This window comes from Aneurinibacillus terranovensis DSM 18919 (assembly GCF_000430625.1).
In the GTDB taxonomy this organism is placed as follows: domain Bacteria; phylum Bacillota; class Bacilli; order Aneurinibacillales; family Aneurinibacillaceae; genus Aneurinibacillus_B; species Aneurinibacillus_B terranovensis.
The window spans coordinates 45560-72029 of the sequence record NZ_KE387178.1 but is presented as its reverse complement, the minus strand read 5'-3'; the positions used below and the strand labels follow the sequence as shown (position 1 = coordinate 72029).

Annotated in this window: 17 protein-coding genes and 1 pseudogene; 2 read left to right on the top strand and 16 right to left on the bottom strand. The window is 41.2% G+C overall.

The window, feature by feature from the left end:
* From H525_RS0120925 to H525_RS0120900, 6 genes and pseudogenes are all read right to left on the bottom strand, one after another.
* Positions 1 to 230 (bottom strand): annotated as a pseudogene (locus H525_RS0120925) (IS21 family transposase); the annotation flags it as partial.
* 76 nt (positions 231 to 306) lie between these two features.
* Positions 307 to 459 carry a hypothetical protein gene (locus tag H525_RS27685; protein WP_245590540.1) on the bottom strand — a complete coding sequence of 51 codons (153 nt, stop codon included), beginning with the start codon at positions 457 to 459 and terminating at the stop codon, positions 307 to 309.
* Positions 459 to 1067, bottom strand: coding sequence for a type IV toxin-antitoxin system AbiEi family antitoxin domain-containing protein (locus H525_RS0120915; RefSeq protein WP_027417795.1), 609 nt, complete (start codon positions 1065 to 1067; stop codon positions 459 to 461). The genes H525_RS27685 and H525_RS0120915 overlap by 1 nt, the downstream gene beginning before the upstream one ends.
* 184 nt (positions 1068 to 1251) lie before the next feature.
* On the bottom strand, positions 1252 to 3939 hold the full coding sequence (locus tag H525_RS0120910; RefSeq protein ID WP_027417794.1) for a DEAD/DEAH box helicase family protein: 2688 nt from the start codon (positions 3937 to 3939) through the stop codon (positions 1252 to 1254).
* Entirely contained in the window at positions 3936 to 5558 is a 1623-nt protein-coding gene (locus tag H525_RS25045; protein ID WP_035102223.1) for a site-specific DNA-methyltransferase, read from the bottom strand. The genes H525_RS0120910 and H525_RS25045 overlap by 4 nt, the downstream gene beginning before the upstream one ends.
* A 16-nt stretch (positions 5559 to 5574) precedes the next feature.
* Complete coding sequence (locus H525_RS0120900) at positions 5575 to 8460, bottom strand: SNF2-related protein (RefSeq protein WP_027417793.1); 2886 nt, start codon at positions 8458 to 8460, stop codon at positions 5575 to 5577.
* Positions 8461 to 8623: 163 nt separating this feature from the next.
* Here H525_RS0120900 and H525_RS0120895 point away from each other — a divergent pair, with 163 nt between their 5' ends.
* Entirely contained in the window at positions 8624 to 11347 is a 2724-nt protein-coding gene (locus H525_RS0120895) for a TrlF family AAA-like ATPase (RefSeq protein ID WP_027417792.1), read from the top strand.
* A gap of 1045 nt (positions 11348 to 12392) precedes the next feature.
* Here H525_RS0120895 and H525_RS25040 read toward each other — a convergent pair.
* From H525_RS25040 to H525_RS0120850, 7 genes are all read right to left on the bottom strand, one after another.
* Positions 12393 to 12569 (bottom strand): helix-turn-helix domain-containing protein, encoded by a 177-nt coding sequence (locus tag H525_RS25040; protein WP_211237053.1) that lies wholly within the window; start codon positions 12567 to 12569, stop codon positions 12393 to 12395.
* Positions 12570 to 12715: 146 nt separating this feature from the next.
* Positions 12716 to 13183: a hypothetical protein gene (locus tag H525_RS0120875; RefSeq protein WP_211237052.1), complete on the bottom strand. Its 468-nt coding sequence runs from the start codon at positions 13181 to 13183 to the stop codon at positions 12716 to 12718.
* A 166-nt stretch (positions 13184 to 13349) separates the two neighbouring features.
* Positions 13350 to 13931, bottom strand: coding sequence for a Uma2 family endonuclease (locus H525_RS0120870; RefSeq protein ID WP_342664302.1), 582 nt, complete (start codon positions 13929 to 13931; stop codon positions 13350 to 13352).
* A 145-nt stretch (positions 13932 to 14076) separates the two neighbouring features.
* Entirely contained in the window at positions 14077 to 15081 is a 1005-nt protein-coding gene (bioB, locus tag H525_RS0120865) for a biotin synthase BioB (RefSeq protein ID WP_035102219.1), read from the bottom strand.
* Between the two features lie 283 nt (positions 15082 to 15364).
* Positions 15365 to 15865, bottom strand: a complete 501-nt coding sequence (locus H525_RS0120860) for an acetone carboxylase subunit gamma (RefSeq protein WP_027417787.1) — start codon at positions 15863 to 15865, stop codon at positions 15365 to 15367.
* Between the two features lie 23 nt (positions 15866 to 15888).
* A complete protein-coding gene (locus H525_RS0120855; RefSeq protein ID WP_027417786.1) occupies positions 15889 to 18153 on the bottom strand; it encodes a hydantoinase B/oxoprolinase family protein in 2265 nt (754 codons plus the stop codon).
* Between the two features lie 23 nt (positions 18154 to 18176).
* On the bottom strand, positions 18177 to 20324 hold the full coding sequence (locus H525_RS0120850) for a hydantoinase/oxoprolinase family protein (RefSeq protein ID WP_027417785.1): 2148 nt from the start codon (positions 20322 to 20324) through the stop codon (positions 18177 to 18179).
* A gap of 270 nt (positions 20325 to 20594) precedes the next feature.
* On the opposite strand from H525_RS0120850, the gene H525_RS0120845 reads away from it, so the two are divergent.
* A complete protein-coding gene (locus H525_RS0120845; protein WP_027417784.1) occupies positions 20595 to 22580 on the top strand; it encodes a sigma-54-dependent Fis family transcriptional regulator in 1986 nt (661 codons plus the stop codon).
* A 183-nt stretch (positions 22581 to 22763) separates the two neighbouring features.
* Here H525_RS0120845 and sdhB read toward each other — a convergent pair whose 3' ends face one another.
* Genes sdhB through H525_RS0120825 form a run of 3 tightly spaced genes read right to left on the bottom strand, consistent with a single transcriptional unit; the run spans position 22764 to position 25957 of the window.
* On the bottom strand, positions 22764 to 23513 hold the full coding sequence (gene sdhB / locus H525_RS0120835) for a succinate dehydrogenase iron-sulfur subunit (protein ID WP_027417782.1): 750 nt from the start codon (positions 23511 to 23513) through the stop codon (positions 22764 to 22766).
* A 5-nt stretch (positions 23514 to 23518) separates the two neighbouring features.
* Positions 23519 to 25294, bottom strand: a complete 1776-nt coding sequence (gene sdhA / locus H525_RS0120830) for a succinate dehydrogenase flavoprotein subunit (protein WP_027417781.1) — start codon at positions 25292 to 25294, stop codon at positions 23519 to 23521.
* Between the two features lie 12 nt (positions 25295 to 25306).
* Positions 25307 to 25957, bottom strand: a complete 651-nt coding sequence (locus tag H525_RS0120825; RefSeq protein WP_027417780.1) for a succinate dehydrogenase cytochrome b558 subunit — start codon at positions 25955 to 25957, stop codon at positions 25307 to 25309.
* Between the last annotated feature and the right edge of the window lie 513 nt (positions 25958 to 26470).

The window sequence follows — 26470 nt, the reverse complement described above, 5'->3', positions numbered from 1 at the left end:
GGGTACTCTCGCAACCACCCAACAATCTCTGATTCAAAAGACTCCAACTTCTTTGTTCGTGTCTCAAGTCCCTCCATAAACGTTTTGTATTCTTCGATTGTCATGTCCCAGAACTTGATGACCGTATTCCGGGATATATTTAGATTCCTTGCCACTTGGGATTTCTTTAATCCCATCTCCTTCTGTTGCCGAATAGCGAAGTACATAGACCACCTTTCTTCGTTCCTCACACCGCTTCCCCCTGATGATAGAATTTCCAGTTCTATCATAGATTAATAGGAAGGGTATGGGAAATTTTGCTCATTCTTATTTAGCGAAATCTGTTAATTCTAGTTTACCGGTTACAAAACGCTCCTGAAAATATAGAAGCAATACGAGATCAAACGCCTTACAACTTTGTTTGGCTACATTTTTTAATCGTTCAGCAACAGAAGCAGGAATATTTTTTATCTCACTCATCACAAAAGCACCTCTAGATATTTTAGAAGAACCGTCTTGATTCGCATTTTTTCTGCACAGTCGACAAGTTTCGTTATGTTCTTTTCTGGTCTTTGTATATAATTTCGTAGACCTTCCTTCATGACATCAATACCGATTTTCTCCCGATAACGGATAATGTCACAGATCGTTTTTTCTCGATCATATATTTTGACTTTATTCCCATCTATGTCGATCTCATCAATCCCATATTGATACTGTGTTTCAGAAAAATAAATAATCTTAATCGGTGGATAGTCTGGCAAACTCGGCTTTTTAGCCCCTCTGTGTATGGCAACCTGATATTCCCACGGGTTGTATGTAGTTAAATCATAGTAAGCTAGCGCGGAGAGGAGGCACATTACCCCTTTGGGAATGATTTTTGAGATTTCAACGATTTCATCGTACTGATTACCTTCATATTTCGCGTCCCGATATAGTCCTTGCTTAATCCGAATGATTTCTCCCTGAGCTTCCAGTTTCCGAATATAATAATTGCTAATTCCTTCATTAAGAAAATCCTTTGTTTTGGCAAACCCTTTTTGTCGTTCAAAGATATTCTGAATTTTTTCTTGTATTTGCCCATTCATTTTGTCTCACCCCTTTACAAAATGGTCGGCAGTTAGAAGTAAAAGCAAACCTTTTATATACTTATTCTGAGTCCTTGTTAAAATTCCCTTCTTCATTATTTACGAAAAGGTATGCAGCTAGACGTGAAAGCAGAACTAGTCAAAAAAAGCCCCGAAATCGGGGCAAGGGTTTAGTTTTGTTAACTTATTGAGACTGGAACATATATCGTGATTTCAAGCCATCGATGGTTATATTTTCTTGAACATCAGAGTGAGGAATGAGAAGATAACTCCACTCTTTACCACCATGCTCAAGCTCATGCTTGGATGCATGGGTACACCACTCCATAACTGCACGTGCTTTTGCTTGAACGATACTGTCCTCCATTTCTTTCTCTTTCTTGATTTCGCAGATGAATTTACTTGTCTTGGTTTCGACAACAAAGTCTGGTTCATATGCATTGCTTTGATTGTAGTATATTTTAAAATGTTCAGCTAATGGTTTAAACCATTTGTCAACGTTCGGATCATTCTCACAAATGACTGCAAATTGACGTTCACTATCCGAATCAAACTTCTGCTCTGGGTAAAGGCATTTAATAAATCCGCCAAACACCATACTACGGATACGTGATTTATCTTCAACAGGCTGACGGAACGGTCGTACTCCTTCGGATAGCAATGTGGTATAACTAACTGGTTTAAATGTTGTAAATCCTTTGCTAACATGGACTTCGTAAGAAGTGGCGGACTCATAATAATGGTTCTTCATCTGGGTATGAATCAGTTCGGCTAACCGCCGCTGATTATACTGAAGAACATTGCGAACAGCGTTATCATCTGGCAGATAACTTTGCAAATGCTTGACCATCTGATTACATAACTCGTATAACAACTCAGCATGGTCATCATATGATATGTCAGGATAATCTATGAGTGCCGAAATCAGATAATCTTCTAATCTTTCTTCATTTGCTTGATTATTATTACGTTGCAATATTTCCCGAGTATGTGTCCTTAAATGCTGTATTAAAATATGTTCAGCAACTGGCTGCAAATTGACACTCGATACTTCCAATTCAAACGGGTGATAGCCCCAAGTTAATTCACCAACTGGCTGTACGACAATTCTCGGAATATCGATACTGTACTGAATAGTCTGTTCAACCAACGCCTCTACCACCTGTTCTACTAAGGCGTTAGTCTGCTCTGGAAATAGATCTAACTGGTTAATAAGATATTCTGAGCGTATTTCCTTAACTAATTGACGTTTAACTTCTCCAGTTGCCAAATACTTTGAACTCGGTAAATGTTCATAAGCCTGGAGTTTTCTTTGTGCCAATTCATATACACTCTTCACATCTTCCGTCTGAACTTGTTTCGGTTCGCTAGTACTTGTGGATATAGCTGAAACTTGAGCCTGAATTTGCTGAACTATACTCTGTTCCAGTTTTGGAACGGAGGTTATAGCTTGCTTCTGTTCTGTGGCTACATCTTTTCCGATATATACCCCACTGCGGATGATAGAATTCGGGTTGTTCGCTTCATCAACAATCTCTTGAAAACGATCATGAGCGATGATCGTTAATCGGTCAACTGCTTTAACTCCTGTCCTTTTTCCATAAGGTAACCGTAAACCTCTGCCAATGGACTGTTCTACGAGAGTCTTCGAATTCGCAGCTCGTAATGGAATAATCGTATAGAGATTCGTTACATCCCAGCCTTCTTTAAGCATATTGACGTGAATAACGATTTCTGTTTCTGATGCAGGATTTTCCAATTGCGTCAATTCTTGAATCGTTTCGTCTTTTTCTTGACCGCTTTGGTTAGAATGAACGGTTATGACCTTGTTCCGATAACGTCCATCAAAGAAGCCCTCCGACTGGATGATATCCATTAATTTTCCTGCATGGGTAGTATCCTGCGCTACAATCAGAACAAAAGGCTTCACTATCGGATGATGATTCTGCCTGGCGTAGACTTCCAGTTCGACTTTGGTTTCTTCATGTACAAGAATACCGTCCTCAAGCTTTAATCTTTCTAACTGCTCTTCCGTATATTGTCTTGAATTAAAGTTCTCACGTGTAGCAACGGCTGGTTCTTTAACGTAGCCATCCTCCATTGCTTTATGTAAAGGATAACTATAGATCACATTTTTGAAAGGAATCGTCCGAGTTCCCGATTCTACTTGAGGGGTAGCCGTCAATTCTAACCCCAATATCGGCTTTAATTCATTTAATACTTTAACCCCTGCGGATGCACGATAACGATGGGATTCATCCATAAGTAAAACAAGATCAGGCAATGAAGCAAGATATTCAAAATAGCTCTCACCGATGTATTCACTCAATCTCTTTATGCGCGGTGCTTTTCCACCACGCACTTCAGAGTTGATTTTGGAAATGTTAAATATATTAATGTGAACATCGTTAAATAGGCTTCCCTGATTGCGGTTACCGATGCCATCTTCATAATTTTCTCCTGTAATAATAACAGGAGGTAAAGATGCAAATTCAGCTATACCTTTAAATACATACTTTGGAGTATTAGGGGTAAAGTCTTGAATTAATTTATTATAGATCGTCAAATTGGGAGCAAGGACAAAAAAGTTTTTAATCCCCTTACTTAAAAATAAATAGGAAATGAACGCTCCCATCAATCGTGTCTTTCCCACACCTGTTGCCAAAGCAAAACAAAGCGAAGGAAATTCACGTTCAAAATCTGTAACAGATGGATATAAAGACTTTATTTTTTCTAACTCTGCGACTAGAGTTTGGCTGTCGTGTCGCCTAAATTCAATCACATCTACAACATCTGATAGAATTTCTAACGATTCCTTTTGAGGTTTTCTCAAGCTAAGCCTAGCCGATATAGCATTTACAATTTTATTCATATCTCTTCCCCTTCACCAAACAGCTCCAATTGTCCTGTCTTTTCCAGTTGAGGAAGCTGTGCAACATTTAAGCTATAATCGTCTCTTCCAAATTCGCATTTTTTAAGAACGGAAGCAGGAATTTTTTGAAAGGTAATATTGGGATAGTCCGAAGCATTCACACTATAAGCTTTGCAACAAATTAGCAACGTCTCATCTTCACCCAGTTGTTCATGAATTTGGTCAGCCATTTCCCTTGTGACTAGCTGTGTTGTTGTATAGATGAAGTCCGTTTCTGTAGATTTTCCTTGCTTCCAGTAAATCGTATCGTCTGGCGAATAGGTAAATCCATGGTGCTTGCACATTGCTTCGGCTAGCATTGGTGCATTATATTCTTTATTTATAACCCAATTCCCGAACTTGTCCTTCTCTAGAAGGCTTGGCGCCAAGCGATAGTATCGGAACCCGCCTCCGCCTTGCCAATTTACTTCCTTGCTGATACCGCCCTGATCGGTACCGTCTATCACTTGCTTCATGCGTGGAATGATATGGGTATGGCAATGCTCTCCTAATTCAATCATAATCCACCTGCGCCCCATTTTGTGGGCTACAGCCCCAGTTGTTCCAGAACCTGCGAAGGAGTCGAGAACTAAATCATTCGGTTCAGTTGATAATTCAAGGATTTTGCGAATTAGCTTTTCAGGTTTTGGTGTGCTAAATAAATCAGTTACTTTTACATCTGGAAATAAATTTTTTAATTCATACTTTGCCTGTCTGGTATGTCCAGTTTCCTCTAAAGTAGTCCACAGTGTTGAAGGTGGCAATCCTTTCTGCTCATTCAAATATGTTCTACGGATTAACCTTTTGCCATCATCCGAAAACCTCAGTTCTCCTGTTTTCAATTTCTCATCGATTGTTTCCTTTGACCATCTCCAACCATTTGGCGGATGCTTAATAATATCCCCATAAGGACCTATAAGATTAAATTGTAAATTTGGTCTTAAACCAGGATTATTTACAGGGTTACCATCAAACCATGGACCTCTCGGATCGTTGTCAGGATTTTTAAAATGCTTTCTTTTTTCAGGATCATTAAGAAATTTAGGTGTCCAGTTCGGCTTTTTAGAATAAACCAGAACATAATTATGATCCTGGGAAAAAGTAGTAACATTATTATTGCTGTTATCTGAGTTTCGCCAAATTACAGAGGATATAAAGCAGTTCCTCCCAAAAATCTCATCACATAATATTTTCAAATAATGAACTTCATTATCATCAATTGCAATCCATATTGAACCATCTTCGGATAATAGATTTCTCAGTATCTCCAACCGAGGTTTTATCAAATTCAACCAAATCGAATGTTCTAGACCGTCATCATAATGTTCAAAGGCACTACCAGTATTATAAGGAGGGTCAATAAAAATACATTTAACTTTCCCCGTATATTTCTGTTCTATTGCCTTAAGAGCTAATAGATTATCACCAAAAATCAATGTATTATCAAAGATATCATTTTCATTAACTCTCTTACTCGAATGGTATGATAGTAATTGATCTTCAAGTAAAATACGTGGTTCTACTTTAATTCCTTCATCCTTACCAATCCAAGTCAATTCCAACTTCGTCTTCTTGCTCATCTTTACACCTCAATTGTTATACTAATTCCCATTTAATCAAGAACAAATGCTTTCTATTAATCTTCTGCTCTAGCTTTTTCTCAACCTCGGCAAAAAGCTGTTCCTTTTGACGATCAATCTCATCTTGCGCATCAAAAAGATTGCGTCGCAGTTCACTACGATGCTTTTCTCGTTCACGTATTGTCTTGTTTAATTCCAGCTTTTCTGCAATTTGCCGAACCATTCTTGCGTCTTTTTGGAGTTGAGTAATTTCTGCATCTAATTCCTTTAATTCAATTTCTAGCTTCTCCTTCAAGTCCTTCGACCACTTATCCAGTCTTTCTAGTTCACGGTCAAGAAACTCATTCGTTCTCTCTTGAATACCCCAAAGGATTGCCGACTCTTGTTGCTTGTTAATCTCTCTTATTTGATTAGCAAAATCCGTATCTTTATTCTCCTCACCGTCAACAAGTTCCAACTCATCTGCGGGTAAATCGAATAATTTCTCACATATTTCTTGATCAATCTGATTTCCATTAGAATCAATTGCTGAGAAAATCAAATGCTCTTCATCCTCAGCAGATTTTACTTGCAAAAAGTCAAGAGACAACCAGCCATTATTCCCAATTAAGTTTTGTAATAGGCTTACTTTGCCTTCATAGTCAGAATAACGGAATAGGACTTTCTTCTTGAGCAATTGCCGACCTTTTGCTTGCTCAATCCAATTTATTGCCAATGGATGACCTAATCGATAGTGATGTACATGATCGTTTGTTGTATTCTTCTTCACTTGAGAAATCAACTGGTAATTATCATTACTATTCAATAGCCTAAAGCTTAAATTCTCTGAATCAAAGTGTGCTTGCGCTCTGCCTTCGTAAACAGACATAGCCCATAAATAACGCTCCATCTTATTTAACTGAAGAGTCGTTTGCTCGTAATGGTTTCTTAACTTCTCACGTACTTCATCATCGAAGTTTTCGAGTAGGTTCTTCCTTGTTTCCTTCATTCTGCACTGGATCTGCTCGTCCAGTTCTAATTGTAATTGATTGAATGCTTCTTGAATTTCTTCAGCAGACCGACAGGATTGATAAATTCGCTGGATTCTTTTTTCGAAGTCAACACCTGATTCGAGAGAGCCAAGCACTTCATCTGAAGAACCGAATACCCCTTCGAACAAACTGAATTTCTGATCCAGCAATTCATAAACTCTTCGATCAGCGGCATTTTTACGATTTAAAAAATTTATAACGACCACATCATGCTTCTGACCATAACGATGACATCTGCCAATCCGTTGCTCAATTCGTTGCGGGTTCCAAGGCAAGTCATAATTAACAACGAGACTGCAAAACTGAAGGTTAATTCCTTCCGCCGCTGACTCCGTCGCAATCATAATAGACGCTTCATTACGAAAATATTCTACTAATGCTGCCCTTGTATCCGCCGTTTTGGAGCCAGTGATTTGATCATCGTCTTGATGCTTCTCAAGCCATCTTTGATAAATTTCCTTAATTTCGGGTGAATTGTTTGTACCATTGAATACTACAATTTTACCATGATAGCCGTTCTGCTCAAGCATTTCCTTCAAATATGTCTGTGTTCTTCTGGATTCTGTGAAGATAACCGCTTTATCATTCGCTCCAAGTTCACGCAGTTTCTCAAAACCATTGGAGAGGGCAATAAGCAATGCTTGTCCCTTCTCGTTCTCTGTAATTGAACTGGCGAGTTCATAGTAAGAAAGCAACTCTTCACGTTCTCGGAGTAAATCTTCTCTTTCAGTAGCACGAGCGTCATCTATTTCTGATTGATCTTCATCGACATTATCTTCTGTCCATTCCTCTACCGTGCTATCCAATTCATCAATATCATTATAGATGTTCTCAATCTCATCTGTTGAACACGATTCTTCCAATGAGGCATCTAGTCTTTTGACCAGCGATAATAATGTATCCGAAATTGCGAATGACGAAGACGCTAATATTTTTCGCACCACCAATGTCATCAAATTTCGCTGACTTTTCGGCAACGCAAAAATGTCTTCACGTTGAAGGTAATTGGATACTTTTTCGTATAACTCCCACTCTAAGGCGCTGGATGTAAACTCCTGTACTAGTGGTATTCTTTTTGTATATGGAACGTACTCCGTTACCTGCCTGCGCAGTGTTCGATGGCAGACAGGTCTCAAACGGTCTTTTAAATCCAGAAAATCGTATTTCGTCATTTCCTTTGTTCCGTGACCAAATTGCTTACGAAATGTGGTCTCATCTCCAAATAATCTCGGATCAATAAAACTCACCAATCCGTACAATTCCATTAACGAGTTTTGTAGTGGAGTGGCTGTCAACAATATTTTTGGATAACCTTCCGTTGCCTCACGCAGTACCCTTGCGATTTTGTTTGACTTTTTATATACATTGCGAAGACGGTGAGCCTCATCAATGATGATTAAATCCCATTGTGTTCGCTTTATATCAGCCGATTTATTGCGGGCAAATTGAAAAGAAGTGATAACGACATTATCTCTTTGCTCAAATGGGAATGATTGCCCTTCTCGAACAGACTCATTATAGTTCTTGCTCTCCATTATAACTGAAGGTATGTAGAACTTCTCAATAAGCTCCCGATTCCATTGCTTACGCAGCGGCGGAGGGACAATGATTAAAATTTTACGCTTACGTTCCGCCCAAAGTTGGCTAATGATCAAACCTGCTTCAATCGTTTTACCGAGACCGACCTCATCTGCAAGAATTGCCCCTCGCTCTAGTGGCGCCCGAAAGGCAAACAATGCCGCTTCAACTTGATGAGGATTAAGATCAACTGTTGCATTAATCAAACACTGGCTTAAACGACTTACTGTATTAGAAGCACTCTGCTTGGTTAGCTCGTATGCAAAATATTGACTGTGATATGCTGTACTCATTTCAAGCGTCACCCTGATTTTCTATTCTTATAGCCCTAAGAGATTTATTCGACAGGATAGGTCTGTTTTCCTTGTTTTAAGGCAGACAAGTGTCGTTACTAGGAGGAAAATGTAATCATCTTGTAGAACTATCTCTTAATTAGTTTATCGGAGGAGAGTTTTAATGAGCTATATAAGAGGTTCTGAATGGAGGAAATGGGATCTACATATTCATACACCAAAATCAATCGAACAAAGATATAACGGGGACACTCCAGAAGTATGGGATAAATTCGTTGAACATTTAGAATCTTTACCTAGCGACGTTGGAGTTATAGGGATCAACGATTATTATTTTATAGACGGATATGAAAAGTTAATGAAGGAATACCGATTTAATGGTCGACTTAAAAATATTTTAAAAATCTTCCCAGTACTTGAGTTTCGAATTGATACTTTTGGAGCAGCGAACCCTAGTGAACTCCAAAAAGTAAATTTGCACATTGTTTTTAATGTTAATGAAGAAGACTTTGATAATGACATCAAACAAATTAAAGAAGAGTTCATTGAACGCATTAACGTAAGTAGCTTAAAAATACATGCAACAAAAAAGTTAAGCAGAGAAAATTTACAACTATGCTCAAGTGATAACACGTTAAAATCAGGTTTTGCGCAACTAATTCCTTCAACGGAGCAAGTATTTGATTTACTAAACTCGGAAATTTGGAGAAATAAGGTCTTCCTATTACTTGGGTACAAAGAATGGAACAATCTTGACAAAGGAAATCAACTCAAGCCCTTTAAAGAACAATTATATGATCGGGTCAGTGCATTTTTCACTGCTTCCCAAGATGATAATATTACTAAGAAAGATATCATACTGTCACATTTTGGTAACAAAAAACTCCTTCATTCAACTGATATTCATGGGTTTGATCAGCTTACCGATTACAAATGTTACACTTGGATAAAAGGAGACCCAACTTTTGAAGGATTAAAACAGTTTATTTTCGAACCTGATAGAATAAAAATTCAGGAGAATAATCCGCAACACGACTTTAAAAAACCATATTTTTCACATATATCAATAAATAGTACAACAATCTTCCCAAAACAAAAAGTGCGTTTTTCGGATACGAAGCTTGAACTTAATCCAAATCTCGTTGCAATTATTGGGGGTAGAGGTTCAGGAAAAAGCATCTTGCTTAGCTCCATAGCTAAAATGTTTAATAAGACATCTCGTATCGTAAATGATATTGAAATTCAAAAAAACTTCGATATTACATTTACTAAACAAGATGGCTCAAGCGATATTTTTAATATCGAAACTGAAAATAACTTGGACTATCTACATGTACATCAAGGGGAAGTAAAAGGAATTGCTGAAAACCCTGAACAACTCCATAAAGAAATTAAATCTTTACTCGGTTTAAAAGACAGAAAAACAGACGATGAAGTTGAGAATGCCAGGGGAGCCATTTTAAACAAAATACAAGAAATCAATGACTGGTTTACCACATCTGATCAACACGGAAATTTAATACATAGCAAAGAATATAACGAAAAATTAATGAAGAAAAATGAAGACTTTATTAAAACGGTCACAACAGAACAAAATGCTTCATTAATTAAACAATATCGTGATAATAATATTATTCTTGGTAGTGTCGAAAATAGTGTCGGGACTCTAACACAATTAAAGAAGAGAGTTATTGAATCAGTTGCAAGCTTACAAGCAGAAATCCAAAAAGCTAATGAGTTAATTGATATTGAAGAGAATAAAATACCTCTTCTAGACTGTGAGCCACAAATAAACGCCATCGACAAAGCACTTAGCATTAAGAATGCACAGCTCAAGGTGATTATTGAAACAAATAATTTAATCAAGTCCCAATTCCAACAAGCTGGGATTGAAGGAGACATTACCTCATTACTTGAAAAAGTAAAGAATTATCAAGAAGAGATTGACTCAATTAAAGAAATCATTAATGAAATCGAACTAAAAGAAAAGGAATTGTCGGAGTTATACGAAAAACGCCATAACATTGGCAACGAGTTGTTTAGTGAACTCCAATCGGAGATTAAGGAAATAGAAGGGGAATGGATCAAACTTCTAAGTGGACGAGACGGTTGGTCAGATGAACAAAAGAATATTGTATCTGAGCTTCTTTCAGACATCGAGATTTATGGGGATATTCATATTGATTTGAATTATTTCTATTCAACAATAAGTAATTTCATTAATAGAACTAAATTCAGATCAACAGGAGGGGAAACTTCCGATCAAAAGATCAGAAAAACGATAAATGTGGAGAATCCTGATGACTTTCTTCGATTAATTAAAAATGAGAAAATCATTAATCTGGCTGGAGAGAGTATTTCACTTCAAGAGTTTCTTGAGTATGAGGACTTTTTTACTCGAAATGGCGAAAAAGAATTGTTGCAATTCTTTTTCAGCGCTTTGCATAGAAGTAAGTATCTTTTTGTTATCGCAAAAACAAAATACAAAGGGAAAGAGCCAAGCGAATTATCAGTTGGACAACGTGGCACATTTTATGTTTGCTTAAAATTGGCGACAGACCCTTTCCTCACTCCATTTGTATTCGACCAGCCTGAAGATGATCTTGATAATAACTTTATTATGGAGCAACTAGTTCCACTTTTTAAGAAAATTAAAAAATACCGACAAATTATTGTCGTAACACATAATGCCAACATTGTAGTTAATGCTGACGCTGAACAAATTATTGTTGCAAGCAATAATTCAGAGGAGTTATCTTATATCAGCGGTTCCCTTGAACATACCCTAAAAGCCCAAGGGAAAGAAGGAATACGTGAATATGTATGTAACATTTTAGAAGGTGGAGAGCGTGCGTTTAAAAACCGAGAATTGAAGTATGGTATTTGAATTTAGCTTGGACTATATCCGCATTTCAAATTGGAACATTTTATTGAATTATGTTGTTCTTCGTATATATCCCTTTCTATAGGATTATCAGAGTCTATTGTATTATCGAAAAGTAGATAATATGCCTTCTGTCTCTGGGCATCGAATGTTAGCAGTTTTGAATTGCATCTCGGACATCGTTTATACATTTCCGCAATGTACTTAACTGAAGTCCTTATCGTTTTCTCCGAAGTGTTCAAAACTAATTGATTTAACCTCGAATCAATTAATTCATTTTTCGCTGAAATATAAGAATCAGCTAATAATGTTGAGTAACCATCAATTGAAAACTTAACTAGAAAGTATTTCATAACAATTCACCTGCCTCTTTCTTTAAGTACTAATATATATTCTTGTCCAATCGTAATAATGTTTAGACTATCCATAACTTAAATCAAAATTAAAAACCATGCCTAATATATCTGCGGCATGGTTTTTAATCTATTTGTTCAGTCCATTTATTTTAATAATATCCTCAAAATTATTGCTATACATCCAGTGCTGATCGTCTCACTCGCTTCTCGCAAACTTCTCTGCTACTTCCTGTGAGTTGCTTCCTGCATTAGTCTAGATCTCGAGTTCATTGAATTTTAGGAATGAGTTCAGCTTCTTTATCCATTCCATCATAGTAGACTGGCGCTCGGCTTGGTCTTCTGCATAATCCAAGTACATTGTAACGATGCCTGCGCTGGTTAACACAGCTCCGCAATTGCCTTTTGCGTCATCCAGACGGTACATTTCTCTCGCTTGACATTAATCTTAGTATTCCCATCTTCTGTTTAATATATAAAGATATCTGTATGGTTGTCCATTTCCTAAAATCCCGTGTTCCCAACTAATAAATTCGATTGCGTTTTTAAATAGCCTTTTTACCCTACCTGATCTTCTTCACCGACAGAAAAAGCACCCTACAAGGCTTGACTCGCCTCCAGAGTGCTTCCCACGCTCAATCCTACCCAAATTCCCTCAGTACCAAAAACCAATGAAATCAAGGCTTTTAGACGTTTTAGAATGGGTGTATTTCAAACCACACCACATTGCTTATGTGATTGCGCACCGTTTTCTCACTGATGAAAAGCTGCTGTGCAATGTCCCTGGTCGTCTTATCAAGCACTAATAATTCAAAAACTTCTCTTTCTCGGTTGGTTAATAACGGCTTCGCTTTCTGGTCGTTACCCAAAATGTGCTACCCCTCCTTGCTCGGGCTCTCAAGTACAAGGCAAAGGGATACAGTCACCATAGTTTATGACCAGGGAGGAAGGGTGGTGCAGTGACGGGGGAATTTTGGGCCTGCGACACATTATATTCCAGCCGGATAATTCTCGTTCCTTAATCAGAAACCTCAATTAATGCAATATGCGGAAATAACTTTTTAAGTTTAGCTATATGTGCATGTTTCTTGGTAAAAATCCAGCGGGCGAGCCGCATATCAAGAACCACAACCCCAATCTCATGACGGCTTAACTGCCAGAATGGCAAAGGGAGCGAGCGAAACGCCAACACCACATCACCGAATTCGAAGCAGGATGTAAGGCAATCTTGCAGCGTATACTCCCCGCGAATATACTCCAGTAAATGAACCGGCTCCACACCGAATTTTTCAATCAGATGCCGCCTGTCAGCCAACTGCTCCTTATTTTTCCCCCTGCTCTGCCGCGGTGAGAGAACCGGATAATGCAGGGTAAGGTACTTGTAATCAATCCCGTGAAAAAACATGGCTAAATCATCTCCAACTTTCCAACAGTAGTTGTCCATATTTTTTCCGGCTACGTTTTTGGATATGCCTAACGTAAACACTAAGTAAGCGTCGGCAATAGAATAAACCCTTTTTCTTTTTTTCGTGGTCTTTCCTTGCAGAAAAAAATTATTTTTTTCACTGCCGTATACGACAAAACGTCCCAGAAAGCTCTTCTAAGCCTTCCGGGACGCATTAACACAGTTGATTGGAGTCAACTAAACATTTTTATTCCTTGAATATCACTTTCAAATCGATGAGAAGGTCAGCGAAAATTCCAACTCGCACGGTGTCCTCTTGTCCATAAACCGAATTCAGTTCAAAATGTCCAGTCTGATTCAAAATAAAAACCTCGATTGTACTATTCGTTGGCTCAACAATCCAATATTCTTTGACACCTGCACGTTCATACAACTTATATTTAATCCAACGGTCCAATTTCCCTGTTGATGGAGAAAGAATTTCGATAACGAGGTCAGGGCTTCCCTTACAACCTTTGTCATCCAATTTATTCGGATCACAGATCACGCTGATGTCAGGCTGAACGACATTCATGATTTCGTCATCTGTCTTTTCCTCAACGAAAAGTCTGACATCAAATGGTGCAACAAATGCCTCACATGGTTTGCCCCGCAGGTAAGAGGTGAACTCAGTTGCCAATTCTCCTAAGATTTGCTGGTGTTTTCTGGATGGAGAAGGAGACATATTAAACGGAACACCATCAATGAGTTCCCATCGTTCTTTATTTGGCCAATTCAGGTAATCCTGATAGCTATACTTCTGTTTTGGATGCTGCATAAACGAACTCACGATGCATCCTCCTTCCATTTGGGCAACCTTTATCACAATTATACCATACACAATTTCTTTTTCCCAAGATAGTAAAACACCTCAGAACGTGTGAAATGCGCGAAGCCAACGCAAGATCTCAGAGGCAGTGCACCTCAACTATTTTTTACAGCGCGCACTCCTCAATTTCAAACCCGAGATCCTCAATCATTTGATGGTCGAGTGATGTTTTTTGCCCATCTGTTGTTAAATAATCGCCGATGAAAATCGAGTTGGCCGCATATAAACCCATTGGCTGAAGGGAACGGAGATTGACTTCACGGCCGCCGGAAATGCGAATCTCTTTTGTCGGGTTAATATATCTGAACAAAGCAAGCACTTTCAGGCACTTTCTTGGGTCCAATTGTTTGCTGTGTTCCAGCGGAGTTCCGGGAATTGCATTTAAGAAATTAACCGGTATGGAGTCAGCATCCAGTTCATGTAAAGCCAACGCCATATCGACAATCTCCTCATCGGATTCGCCCATGCCTATGATTACACCCGAACAAGGCGACATGCCCGCTTCCTTTACGGTATTCACCGTATTTACCCGATCTTGATACGAATGAGTGGTTGTAATCTGCGCATGGTGGCTTTCCGCCGTATTAAGGTTATGATTAAAACGGTCGGCCCCTGCTTCTTTTAACCTTTTCGCCTGTTCAGGTGTAATCAAGCCAAGGCAGGCACAAATTTTAAGGGGATTCTCTGCTTTAATTTCACGGATAGCTTCCACTACGTTATCGACTTCCGAGTCGGTCGGGCGTCTGCCGCTCATAACGATGCAGTATGTACCGGCTTTTAAATCCTTTGCTTTCTGCGCGCCTTTAACAAGCGTATCCTTCTCTAATAAGGGGTACTTCTCAATCGGAGCAGTGGATACGATAGACTGGGAACAGTATCCACAATCCTCCGGACACAGGCCGCTCTTGGCGTTAATAATCATATTCAGCTTCACTTTATTGCCATAGTAATGTTTCCGAATGTTATAGGCTCCTTGCAGAATCAGCAGCATTTCGCTGTCCGGTGCCTGAAGCAGAGCAAGCGCCTCTTCTTTTGTTATTGTTCCTCCAGCAATGATCTCATCGCTGCGTGTTAACCAATCCTTGGCCGTGTCTATCGTTCTCGTTTCCATAGTCCCTCTCCTTTTCAATATGTTAACTGTAAAACAAAATAAGTTAACATTAATTATAGATGTAGTGGGAATATACTGTCAATAAGTGGTTTGCATTTGATTTTAGAACAGGCGATAGCATAACATACATTGAGCAGCGTGACTCCCAATATGAAAAAAAGGGGTGGTACTCATGCTATCGCTATGAGTACCACCCTTTTTCAACGATTGACTTTTTATAATTTTAATCCCACAATCGACCTGCCTCTTGGAACAGCGGTAACGACCGCCGTCCACTCGCCTATTATTTCGCCTGCGGAAGCGGGCGATGTAACCATTCACTGTAAAACGCGTCAATATCCGGCTCAAAGTCTTTTAAAATTGGATACCATGGAGTCACCGCTTCTACTTCTAGCTGGGTCGCGCATTCAGGACAGTAGTATTCGCGTATCACCTGCCACTCCGGATCTGGCGCAAGCATCTTCGGGTAAAGTTCGGCCATCTTTTCCTCTGTATCGCGTACATGGATAAGGGCATGCATCTTCCAATTGTCGCTCGCTTCACAAAATTCATGTCCGCAATCACATTTTACGATTCGATCACCATTTTTCTTCTGTACAATATACAGGTGCAGCCCAGCCGGAAGCAAAATGGGATCTTCCCACGAGACGCGTTCCTGGAGAATGCTCAGATACTTATCGAAGCGGTCAGTATCCTTAAAATTAGAAAGCATACTTTTCAATTTATAAAAATCAATTGTGCCATCGATTAACTCTTCAATTGTTTTTCGATCATACGTTGTCATGTTCTCACCCCTATCATATCGATTTATTGGCGTTTAATTTTCGCACCGAAAACCGGAATCTCTAACTCGTCCTCTGTCAGTTCCCAATTTTTAGGTAAATCCCAAAATTCTTTAAACTCATTCGCAAACGATTCACTCAGTGCGAAGCTGCCAGCATACATATGACGAACTTGAACAGCCGCATCTTTGTTGACGATTTTCTCTCTTTCCTTCTTCATCCACTCTTTCGTTTTCATACCACGCTTGAGCCGTTCTTTTCTAATTTCCTTGCGGCGTTTTTCTGTCTCTTTTTCATCAACGATATAGTTACCATGTTCATCCTGGCTGATAATCGCACCGTACACCTTTTCCGCATAACGCGGCAAAATGTGCCCGTCGTTCAGGTCATCCTGAATCATTTTCGGTTTGCGCTCCAGCGGATCACCGAATCCAGGACCCCCACGAAGATAGTTTAAATACAAATCGTAATTGTCAAAAATCGTTTCCGTCGTAATCGATTGCTTGTGTCGGATAATTTCTTTCGCTTCCATTAGCTTGTCGTATTCAGGATGGTCAGGATCAGGATCCCCCCCTGTTGGAATCGGCTGTTTGTTATCGATCAATTCCTTTAGGTTCGTGCCATGAGCTTCAAATCGATAGCCTGATGCTGCCGGATATCCACCCATTAAGCCGCAGTCGCTCGACATATAGCCGTTACCCATGAAGAACATCGTCCAGTCTTTTGCACCGTACACCATTCTTAGTGTTTCATACCCGCTTCCGCCGCGGTATTTTCCATAACCAGCCGTGTTTGGCTTAATGCTTCGTCCAAGGTAAAGAAGCGGTTCAGCCAGTTCCCAAATCTCCATATCCCCCATATCACCTTCAGGGTTCCAGATGGCCGCCGCGTGGCTAATACCGTCTTTTACCGCACTTGCCCCGACACCTTCAGCAGCAGATTCAAAGCTGTTGACGGCGTGATTTTCGTTAAACTGGTTATATCCTCCACCCTGCAACCAGTTCGAGGTATTCGCGTTGCCGGCATTAACTTCTTCCAAATACCCGCGTGCAAAGTAGTTACGGCTGAGCGCACGCCATAACGGGCTCCACGCAGAAACGAGGAAGTGCCATGCATAGCTGTGTGCCGTTCGGATATCGTCGGGATTCAGCCATGAACCATATGGCAATTCAAACTTACTAGCATAGAGTGCACCGTCATTGACCCTATCGTTTGGAATCAATGTTTGGGACATCATTACCCAGATTCCGCTTGTAATCGAAACTGGTGTGGCATTATAACTGTGCCATCCCCAGCGGTTTACTCCTTCAAAATCAATCTGGAATTGGCCGTTTTTATGGACGGTAAGCTCAGTCGGTGCGTGCATGATCGTATTCACTCGCGCATACGGCGGAACATCAAGATTTTCATATGGAACATCAACAAACGACACCTGGCGATACTTGCCCGGAATTAGCAATGTTTTGACCTGATTTAAAAATCCGCGGCGTCCGTCTTCAATAACTTCACGAATAAATTGTTTGTAGTCATCAACACCTTCTTCTTTTACGATATCAAGGACAAGGTCCCTAATCATATGGCAGCCAGCAAGACGCGTGCGCTCGTCCAGCAGCCAATACTTCGTTGTACGGACAGACCGCTGGCTCTCAATTAACCAGTCTTTCGATAATGTATCGTTTTTCCCGATTTTGCGGCAGGCGACCTGGTAGCCATCATCGTAACGCGTCACAGGACCCACCGTCATACTTCCCGGAGCAGTTGCGCCTACGTCAATAACGTGTGTTACACCGCCTACCCAGCCAATAAGCTCTCCTTCATGGAAAATCGGGACAATCGTATGGACATCACACGGGTGAACATTTCCGATTTGACAGTCGTTATTACAGAAAATATCGCCGTCCTCAATTCCCGGGTTCACCTCATAATCATTTTTGATCATATATTTGATCGCTGCACCCATCGTACCCACATGTATGATAATCCCCGTGGATGTAACAACCGAATCGGCTTCAGGCGTATATAGGGTAAAGCATAATTCACCTTCTTGCTCAACAATTGGAGAGGCGGCTACTTTTTTCGCTGTTTCCCTTGCATGCACGACGCCCCCACGAAGTTTTGCAAAAATTTTCTCATAGCGGATCGGGTCAGATTCCTTCAGGGGCAATGTTTTCAGACCGGCATAGTGACCTGTGGTACGGCTGATTTCATCAATTTCCTGGCGCATTTCTTTAACGGTTTTTCCGTCCCACCCAATCGTTTTTCGCTGTTTCCTTTCTAAGATAGTCTCCATACGGTAGTACCCTCCTTTTTAAGTTAGATTTCTTTCAAATGGAAGATGCGGTGTGCATCAAGGTATGTTTCAAACCCAGGCGGAATGACAAACGTTGTTGCCGGAGATTCAATAATCGCAAATGAGTTGATTTTGTTGCCTGGTTTGAGTTTTTCCATCTCCCAAATATCCGCGTTGAGGTATTTGCCTTTCCAGTACACATTACGCTTGCCAAGAAACGCGTCTGCAGACGGTGTCTCGCTAAACATCGGTTCTTCAGGGATTCTCGGTTTTGCCACTTCCACAATTCCGCGAACGATTGCACCGGTTATACTGTAACCTAATTCGGGAGATCGTGCCGCTTTTGCGTACACTCGTGTATATGTTTCTTCAAACGCTGTGACAAGTGCATCCCAATCATCCACCCCGATAAATGCTTCAATCGGTGCTTCAATTTCCAGGTCGTTTAACTGCCCCTGATACTGCATGCGAAAATAGAGCCTGAAGTCGACATCCTTTCTCTTAAACTGGTTTTTCTCAAATTCGACGGCCACCTTTTCCATAAGCTCATCCCAGGCTTCCTGCAGTTCTTTACCTGCTTTGATCTTCTTTTCATCCTTGGCGCCGTCGTCGACATTAATATCGAGCGTTTTATCATAACGATACTCAAAGTCCGCCGCGCCGCAGCCAAATGCAGAGAATCCTGCCGCCCACGCCGGAACAAGAACATCTTCAAAACCAAGTCCCTTCGTATACCCGGCCGTATGCAACGGACCTCCTCCCCCGTAAGAGAAGCATACATATTGCGAAGGTGAATACCCTTTTCCCAGGATCATCGACTCAAGATAATTGCGCAGTTGTGACTCCAAAAGGTCAATGACACCGTAAGCTGCATCTTCAACAGACAACCCGAGCGGTTCGGCAATTTGTTTTTTTACCGCTTCATAAGCACGTTCCGGATACAGCTTCACTTCGCCGCCAAGAAAGTTATCAGGATTAATCAATCCAAGGACCACGTGGCAATCTGAAACCGTTACCGTCTCGACTCCGCCTTCTGGATAACAAACTCCTACTCTTGAACCTGCGCTATCCGGTCCAAGTGTGAGTGACTTAAAGTTCGGATCAATTCTTACATAGCTTCCGGCACCCGCTCCAACAGTATCCATCGCAACAAGCGGGAGAGAAAGAACGAGTCGAGCCATGTCAGGGCTGGTATTAATGCTTAGATCCCCCTGGGTAATGAGCGCCATGTCAAAACTTGTACCACCGATATCAGAACAGGCAATATTCGGAATACCTAGATTTTCGCCAAGGTATTTTGCACCGATTACCCCACCTATTGGACCGGACACAAGCGTTCGCGCAAGCTCATTTGCTTGCGTGCTAATCGTACCGCCGTGGCTTGCCATCACTCGTAAATCGAAATTCGCTCCGTGATCTTTTAATCGGGTGTCGATTTTTTGCAGCGTTTCACGCGAAGGATCGGCAGCGTATGCTTCAATAATTGTTGTGTTGGTACGATGGGATTCTTTTCTAACCGGATAGTAATCAACAGACGCAAATACAGGAACTTCCTTGCCAATCTTTTTCATCGTATTTTTTACAATGTCACGCACCTTCTTCTCATGTGCCGGATATTTATAAGAATGGAGTAAGCTGATAACAATAGCTTCCACATCCCGTTCTAATAGATCCTGTACGGCTGGCTCTACCTCATGTTCATACAGCGGAATGACAACATTTCCGAATAAATCAACCCGCTCTGTCACTCCCTTTGTCAATTCACGCGGAACCAGTGGCGGATCATAGCGATGTGTATTTAAATGTAGTCGGTCGGAGTAAGAATAGCCGAGATAGGCCTGGATCGCTCTTCCCATTCGGTGAAAATCTTCCATCCCTTTGTTGACAATTAAGCCAACCCGCCGCCCTTTTCTTGACACAAGTCTGTTTAACATCGCTGTTCCGGAATAAACGCCGGCAAGTAATTTTGGAAATTCCTCATCGACGGTCGTATTCCAATACGTAAGCGCATCTTTTGCAGAGTTAAGAAGACCTACAGATTCGTCTTCCGGAGTGGATTGTGCCTTTCCAACGACAAAATCACCGTTATCATCAATGATGAACGTGTCTGTCATGGTTCCTCCCGCATCAATGGCGAGAATTTGCGCATTTTTTGTTGTCACTGTTTTCATTACTTCCTCCCCTTTCTCAGCTCAGAAATGGTATTTGATTATCACTTACTTATATTGCAATCACCGTGCCATTTTTAAAATATTCATAATACGTTGTTATTATTGTTCGTTTCTCAATAACCTCTGTCTCAGATTGTAGCAATATACTACACCTGTTACGCTACAATCGTGAAACAGTGTCTTACTAAAAAAATAGGAAGATAGCCAATTTCTTTTTGAGAAAAATATGTTAAAATATTATGAATAGTTTATTTTTAAAGGGGGAAGGCAATGAGAAATCCTTACATATCGATCTTCTCTATGCATAACCTGCCCGACAAGAAAAAAGAGTTAGGCTTTTTATGGGAATGGTTTGTAACTAAATCGAAAGAGGAGGTAGTTGTGAATAATGTTCGGAAAAACGTTTTAGATTCATGGAAGCGCTGTCAAGTTACGGGTGTAAATCCAAGACAATTGCAAACAAAGCCCGCACTATCCAATCTTGAACTTAACAATTTGTTAGAAGAATCCGAACTCTACCAAGTCGCTAAGCCAATCATTGATGATTTATTTCACAAAATGGCTGGCACCGGCTATCTCATTACGTTGAACGATCAAAATGGGCGCATAATTTATTTAAAGGGTGAATCCGAAATTATAAGGCGTGCTGAAAAAATGAATTTTGCCCCCGGAATGGACTGGAGTGAACAAACCGCCGGAACAAACGCGATTGGAACAAGCATTGTAACGAAGAGTCCCATTCAAATTTTTTCAGCGGAACATTTTTGTCAGGGATGTCATCCATGGACATGCTCATCAGCTCCGATTTTCCACCCCCTGACAAAGAAAGTGATCGGTGCGATTGATTTTACCGGTCAATGGTATACTGCCCAACCGCACACGCTCGGTTTTGCCGTGTCGATTGCCCAAATGATCGAAAAGCAACTTGAATATGTTTACATGCAAGTGAACAACTATTTAACAGAATATTTTTACCAGTCGGTTAAAAAATGGAAAAACCATCACGTTCTTGTTTTGACTCATACCTTGCAGGTCTTCAAAAGTGATGGAACACTGGCCGATTCTCTCAAACTTTCACCGCTGACCAAGTTAAAACATGAACCTCGTTTCCACTCCTTAGTAAATGAACTTACAATGCTGGCAAATTTCCCAACGCAAATCTACGATGACAACCAAATATTTGTTCAAGATTTCAAAGTGATTCATCTAGAACCGATCCTCTTTAAGGGGGAAATTGGCGGATATATGGTCGTTTTTAAAGAAAACAAAAAAGCAACCCCCTTTCCATCTGCATGGATTGATCAAAATCCATGGAACAACATCATAGGAAAGTCGGATATCTTTATCAATTCATTATATAAATGCCGTAAAGCAGCACCGACCAATGTTCCTATCCTCTTGATGGGTGAAAGCGGAACAGGCAAAGAGAAAATTGCGCAATCGATACATGAAGCAAGTCAACGAAAAGATCAACCTTTTCTGGCCATTAACTGCGGCGCCATTCAAAAGGAACTAATCGGAAGTGAACTATTCGGCTATGAAAGAGGAACGTTTACAGGAGCCAGGAATGAAGGAAAAAAGGGGAAATTTGAAGAAGCAAACGGAGGAACTTTGTTTTTAGATGAAATTGGGGAAATGCCTTTGGAATTGCAGGTTCACTTATTGAGGGTGCTTCAGGAAAAAGAAATCACAAGGCTCGGATCGTCAAAACCAATCCCGGTCAATGTTCGAATCGTTGCGGCGACGAATAAGGATTTACACACGCTGATTCAAAACGGACAGTTCCGTGATGATCTATTCTTCAGATTAAATGTTGTAACGGTTAACGTTCCACCGCTCCGTGAACGAAAGGAAGACATTCCGCTGCTCGCTGATTATTTTTTAAGGCAGTTTGCCGAAAAGTACGAAAAGCAGTCACTATCTCTTGCACCAGATACACTGGATTTTCTCTATAACTATAGGTGGCCGGGTAATATAAGGGAGCTACAAAATGCTCTAGAGCACGCCGTGATTTTTAGTGATTCTTCTATTATAAAACTAATAAATTTACCCTCTTACTTATTGGAAAACCGCATGAGGCTTGCCCTATCCGAACAAAGTGACGGATTTTCATTAATCGAACAAGAAGAGAAAAAAATGCTGCTTAAACTATTAGACGAGACCGACTGGAACCTGTCCGCGGTCGCCAAACGAATGAATATTGCCCGCACCACCCTTTATCGGAAGCTTAAAAAACATGAGATAAAACATGGTTAAACTAAAGAAATTAGAGTTCCCTGGTGATTTAGTGGTTTACTACCGGCCTATGTTTAATGGCCAACATACGTTCGACGATGAATTGTACGAGAAGGGCCTGCCGTTAGAACACCCCTCTACTGCTAATATCCCATATAAAAAGCCCGTTCTAAAAAGAACGGGCTTTTTGATTATAAAAAATATTTAACTGCGGAAGAAATTTTTAATCGATTGAACGGTAGTCGCACGATTCATAGCTGCGATGGAAGTCGTGAGTGGAATACCTTTCGGACAGGATTGAACACAGTTTTGCGAGTTACCGCATCCCTCGATTCCGCCTTCTCCCATCAGGGCCTCCAGACGCTCTTCTTTGTTCATTTTTCCTGTAGGGTGTTCATTGAATAAGCGAACCTGAGAAATTGCGAACGCACCCATAAACGCTGACTTATCATTTACGTTCGGGCATGCTTCCAGGCATACTCCGCAGGTCATGCATTTTGAAAGTTCGTACGCCCACTGGCGGTCTACTTCCGGCATGCGTGGACCCGGACCGAGGTCATGTGTTCCATCGATTGGGATCCATGCTTTTACGCGTTTTAACGCATCAAACATACGATTCCGGTTAATAGCAAGGTCACGCATAACCGGGAAGGTGCTCATTGGTTCGAGCCGAATCGGTTGCTCCAATTTGTCAACAAGTGCCGTACAGGACTGGCGAGGTTTACCATTAATCACCATGGAACATGCGCCGCACACTTCTTCGAGGCAGTTCATTTCCCATACAACCGGTGCCACCTTTTTACCGCTGGCATTTACCGGATTGCGGCGAATTTCCATCAGACATCCGATGACATTCATGTTCGGGCGGTATGGGATTTTGAATTCTTCCTTATATGGTGTCGTATCAGGTCCATCCTGACGCGTAATAATTAAATGAATGGTTTTTTCAGCCATGAATATTACACCTCTTTCTTCTCAGCAACTTCATGCTTACTCGAATAGTCACGTTTACGAGGCTTAATTAAAGATACATCAACATCTTCATAGGAAAGGTCCGGACCGTTGTTGCTTGCATTAAACGAAGCAATGGTCGTCTTCAAGAAGTTCTCATCATCACGTTCCGGGAAATCAGGCTTGTAGTGGGCACCGCGGCTTTCATTACGGTTGAGCGCTCCTAGCGTAATGACGCGGGCAAGTTGAAGCATATTCCAGAGCTGGCGTGTAAAGGCCGCACCCGCATTGCTCCATTTGGATGTGTCATTAATGTTTATTTGTTTATAGCGTTCCATAAGCTCCTGGATTTTCTCATCCGTTTTCTGCAGGCGGTCATTATAACGAACAACCGTTACGTTGTCCGTCATCCATTCGCCAAGCTCACGGTGAATGACGTACGCATTTTCCGTACCGTTCATGTTCAAAATAGAATCATATTTGCTTTGCTGTTTTCGAACTTCTGTATTAAATACGGAATCTGATACATCTTCGGCCGATTTTTTAAGGCCATTAATGTACTCGATGGCTTTTGGACCGGCAACCATGCCTCCAAACACGGAAGAAAGGAGTGAGTTCGCACCGAGACGGTTCGCTCCGTGTTGCGTGAAATCACATTCACCCGCGGCGAATAATCCTGGAATATTTGTCATTTGGTTGTAGTCAACCCACAGGCCGCCCATTGAATAGTGTACAGCCGGGTAGATTTTCATCGGAACTTTGCGCGGGTCATCCCCTACGAATTTTTCATAGATTTCAATGATACCGCCGAGTTTAACGTCCAGTTCGTGCGGATCTTTATGGGAAAGGTCAAGATAAACCATGTTTTCGCCGTTGATGCCCAACTTTAAGTCAACGCAGACATGGAAAATTTCACGTGTTGCAATGTCACGTGGAACCAGGTTACCATAAGCCGGATATTTTTCCTCCAGGAAGTACCACGGTTTCCCATCTTTATACGTCCAGATACGTCCGCCTTCTCCACGTGCCGATTCGGACATCAGGCGAAGCTTGTCATCCCCCGGAATTGCTGTTGGGTGGATCTGAATGAACTCGCCGTTCGCATACTTGACACCCTGCTGGTACACAGCCGATGCAGCTGTACCTGTATTGATCATAGAGTTGGTAGATTTACCGAAAACGATACCAGGGCCGCCTGTTGCCAGAATAACAGCATCAGCTTTGAACGCCTGAATTTCCATTGTCCGCAGATTTTGAACCGTAATCCCGCGGCAAACTCCCTCATCATCGATGATAGAGGACAGGAATTCCCAATTCTCATACTTTGTTACAAGCCCGTTTACTTCCCAGCGGCGAACTTGTTCATCCAACGCATAGAGCAGCTGCTGGCCTGTCGTCGCACCGGAAAAAGCCGTGCGGTGGTGTTGGGTGCCCCCGAAACGGCGGAAATCGATGAGACCTTCCGGCGTGCGGTTAAACATAACACCCATCCGGTCAAACATATAAATAATACCAGGTGCCGCATCACACATTGCTTTTACAGGAGGCTGATTGGCCAGGAAGTCTCCGCCATATACTGTATCATCAAAGTGAATCCAGGGAGAATCCCCTTCCCCTTTCGTATTAACCGCACCGTTAATCCCACCCTGTGCGCACACCGAGTGAGAACGTTTAACAGGAACAAGTGAAAACAAATCTACAGAAACGCCGGCTTCCGCAGCTTTGATGGTAGCCATCAAACCTGCCAGGCCGCCGCCGACTACGATAACTTTACCTTTACTCATGCTAGTCCCTCCTTATGGTTGGATTGCCTGGGCCACATCAACTGGATGCGCGAATGCGAAAAGGGCCATCAATCCCATAACAGACATTAGTACAAAAATAACCATGGTTACATACGTAGAAATGCGCTGCGAACGTGGGCCGATGGTAATTCCCCAGCTAACGGCAAAGCTCCACAACCCGTTCGAGAAGTGAAAGACCGCAGAAAGCAATCCTACAATATAGAAGGCTAACATAAACGGACTCGCCAAAATTTCATTCATTAGCTTAAATAGTCCAGTTGCCTGGGTCGTGCCCATTACCAACTGAATTTTAGTTTCCCATACGTGCCACGCTACAAAAATAAGCGTAATAACGCCGGTCACGCGCTGCAGCATAAACATTACATTACGGAAATAGCCATAATTCCCCACGTTATTTTTCGCCTGGAAGGCAATATACAGTCCAAAGATCGCATGATAAAGAAGCGGTAAAAAAATAAAGACAAGCTCCACCAGAGCCAGGAAAGGAAGCCCTTCCATAATTTTGACCCGGTCAAGAAATGCTGCTTCTCCACGGGTTGCATAATAGTTGGTTAACAAGTGGATAAACAGAAAAGCTCCAATTGGTACGACTCCCAGTAAGGAGTGAAGTTTTCGATTAAAAAAATGACGGTGATTTGCCATTTTTTCTGATCCCCCCTTTTTTAGTTTGCGGCAAACAGGTTTGACACTTTTTTCACAAACGTAATCATTTGTAAAACTCTCTCTCTGGCATTAATCTTGAAACCCCTACCACTCGTTTTTATTTCTGGTATTCCCCCTTTTATGTAATGCAATAAGTTCTCTCCACATATCTTTTACCGCTGCTCATGAAATTGAACAGTTTGTGACAAATTCATTGTACTCCTAGACGAGAATAGCGTCAAGAAATAGGACTGCCTGCATCCTATCATCCATACAGGCTATCTTATAATCTAGCGCCTTTTCTTGTAACTCTAAAAAATCAGAATTTGATATGATGGTAGGTGAGGATACGATTTTTAAAATCGCGTCTGAAAATTCATGGAATCTGTGAATACTGCTTGTATGGTGGCACTCCTTTGAGCAGTATTTTCAACTTCCAACAATGGGGTGGAATGAGTGTCCTTTTGGCAAAAAATCAAAGAAAGAATAAAAAAGTGGCTGCCCGCAAGACAG